General features: G+C 32.6%; 4 protein-coding genes. All 4 read left to right on the top strand.

What is annotated here, in order from left to right:
- The first annotated feature begins 137 nt into the window (after positions 1 to 137).
- The 4 genes from ACH0B5_RS17895 (at position 138) to ACH0B5_RS17910 (ending at position 2,247) form a co-directional block, all read left to right on the top strand.
- Positions 138 to 260 carry a hypothetical protein gene (locus ACH0B5_RS17895; protein ID WP_406928246.1) on the top strand — a complete coding sequence of 41 codons (123 nt, stop codon included), beginning with the start codon at positions 138 to 140 and terminating at the stop codon, positions 258 to 260.
- Between the two features lie 2 nt (positions 261 to 262).
- On the top strand, positions 263 to 391 hold the full coding sequence (locus tag ACH0B5_RS17900; RefSeq protein ID WP_406928247.1) for a hypothetical protein: 129 nt from the start codon (positions 263 to 265) through the stop codon (positions 389 to 391).
- A 47-nt stretch (positions 392 to 438) separates the two neighbouring features.
- Positions 439 to 1,023, top strand: a complete 585-nt coding sequence (locus tag ACH0B5_RS17905; RefSeq protein ID WP_406928248.1) for a DUF7683 domain-containing protein — start codon at positions 439 to 441, stop codon at positions 1,021 to 1,023.
- 162 nt (positions 1,024 to 1,185) lie between these two features.
- Positions 1,186 to 2,247 carry a site-2 protease family protein gene (locus tag ACH0B5_RS17910; protein ID WP_406928249.1) on the top strand — a complete coding sequence of 354 codons (1,062 nt, stop codon included), beginning with the start codon at positions 1,186 to 1,188 and terminating at the stop codon, positions 2,245 to 2,247.
- Positions 2,248 to 2,433 lie beyond the last annotated feature (186 nt).

The following is a 2,433-nucleotide window of genomic DNA, read 5'->3' on the forward strand; positions in this document are numbered from 1 at the left end:
TTTTTTATGCAAAGATAGAATTACAGAAAATTCAGATTTCAATTAGGTATTGAATTATTTTAATGCGACGCTAGTGGAGTTGATTGAAAAAAATAATTTTGATGCGGATTCGTTCAGTCTTAAAGTAGCTGATCGAAATGACGGACCCGATTGGTAATGGATGCATTGATCCTAAAGGATTAATGCTCTTTTTTGTTGAACTAATAAACGAAGGAGTAACTAGAAACGAATTAGGAATCGCATTAAAGAAGGTGGTCTAAAAGTGAATATGAAATACCAATGGCGTATTACAAAATATAACCCTGCATTTAGAGATCAGGACGGAGCATATATGAAAGATGAGTGGATAAGTTCTTCTGACATTGGCCAACATTTAATGGAAAAGAATTAACTCTAAATGAATACCTAGAAGTAGAAAAGGCTTATGTTCATGCCGTATTGAAATTTTTAAAAGAAAGCAAATTAACATCTTTAAGGGTAATTCAGTTACAAATACATCATGAATTTCTTTCTGATAAATCTTCTCTTCTTTATGAAGAAGCATTTTATTTACCGATTGTTGAGGATGCCGTTATACATGAAAAAGATATACCTACCGTTTGCAAAATGGTGTTACGGGATTATATTCATTGTCACTTCGTTTCAATGGGGCAATTTTTTGTGCATTTCGGTTGGGATTATTATATGTATATTGGTTCGAACCAACCATGTAACAATGCAATACAATTTGTTCAGAACAATAAACTTTTTGTAGAAGAGTACCCATCTCCATATTATCTTGTTGAAGAAAAGGTTATTCGGTATGTGGAATGGGCAGCTAAAGGAGAAGAAGTGATTGTAGGGGAAGAAAGATTGCAAAATGTTCCATTATCTGAACTTCAAAAAGCTCTCCATCTATCAAAAGAACATCCGGTGATTGGCTCCTTTACGATAAAACCTGACAATATAGATTTTTTCCAGCAGTTGATGAATCATACAATAGACTTAGTGAAATGCGATTACTATTTATATTGTGGAGATTGATTTGATTACATAGCAATATTTTTAGTATATTATATTTTTTTCTTTCACTATTTGGGGGATTGATGCTTTTTTATGAACTAGCTTAGCATTCTCCTATTCTTGAAACATTCATACATCTTATACGTATGAATATTATATTCATAAAATGAGAGGGGAGAGTTGATGGGTTTTATAACAAAACCTATAGGGGTTACATTAATTGCAGCGATTATGATTGGGATGCTTAACTTTACAGATTTAGCTGATATGGCTAATCTAATCGGTATAAATTTAGTTCTTTTATTCCTAACCGTGTTCATCCATGAATTAGGCCATGTGTTACTTGGAATAGGGACTGGTTACCGATTTAATTATTTAACAGTTGGTCCCATAACTATTGAAAATACAGAGCGTATACATATGAAATGGAATGATAGTTGGTTTTTATTCGGTGGCGTAGCAAGTTGTACACCATTATCAAGCGATATAACTTTAATTGCAAAGCAACATAAACGATTTGTTGTAGGGGGCCCGCTCTTTTCCATCGTAACAGCAATCGTCAGTTTTATTTTAGGAATGACATTTGATATTCAATTCATTACATACTTTGCAATTTTGAATTTACTTATTTTTATCGCTACCATTTTGCCATATAAAGGTGCGTTAAAGTCAGATGGTCGTGTATTAATGGAAATAGCTAAAGGGGGTAAAGAAACAGAAGAATTTTTAGTTTCCCTTTTATTATTAAAAGAAATGAATTCACCAAAACATCCAAAGGAATGGTCAGAAGAGTTAATCGAACAGGCTAAAACGTTACCACCAACAGTCGACAATGCAACGGTTGCATACATTCTTTTTTATTACACTTTACTAAAAGAAGATTATGAGAAAGCTTCTGAATTAATTGAACCTTTTAAGCAAATACCTGTCACAAAGGAAAATAAATTCTCGTTGTACTTTATTCAACACATACAACAAATTGATCTTATTGTTAAGAAGAATAATAACGAAGAAAAGATAAAAGAATTCCATCAATTTATGAACCTGATGGAGCCTATTAGTTATAAACGAAGTGAAGCGATTCTTGCAACATTAAAAGGGGATCAACAGGAAGCAGTTCGAAAATTATCCGAAGTCATGAAGGAAATTCAAAAGGGTAAAAAGCTATTTGGATTCTTTTATGCGGAAGAGCAGTTAACAAATTTTTTAATTAAAGAGATGGGAATCAAACATTCTTTCAAATAAGAAATTCAAGGGCTTTGTTCGAATTAGGGACAAAGCTTTTTTATGCAAAGGCCATAATATTAATTTAAGAGAGTTTATATTAGGGCAACAATCCCCATAATTATTTCGTTTGGAATGTCAACACAAAACTGGACAACCTTTATAAGGACCTATTCTTGAATTCCACAGGCGTTAAATAGCCTAGTG

Source organism: Ureibacillus sp. 179-F W5.1 NHS, assembly GCF_045369345.1.
Classification (GTDB): domain Bacteria; phylum Bacillota; class Bacilli; order Bacillales_A; family Planococcaceae; genus Ureibacillus; species Ureibacillus halotolerans.

Coding starts and splice junctions, on each gene's coding strand:
- ACH0B5_RS17895 (WP_406928246.1), top strand. CDS start 138: ATGACGGACCCGATTGGTAATGGATGCATTGATCCTAAAGGATTAATG.
- ACH0B5_RS17910 (WP_406928249.1), top strand. CDS start 1,186: ATGGGTTTTATAACAAAACCTATAGGGGTTACATTAATTGCAGCGATT.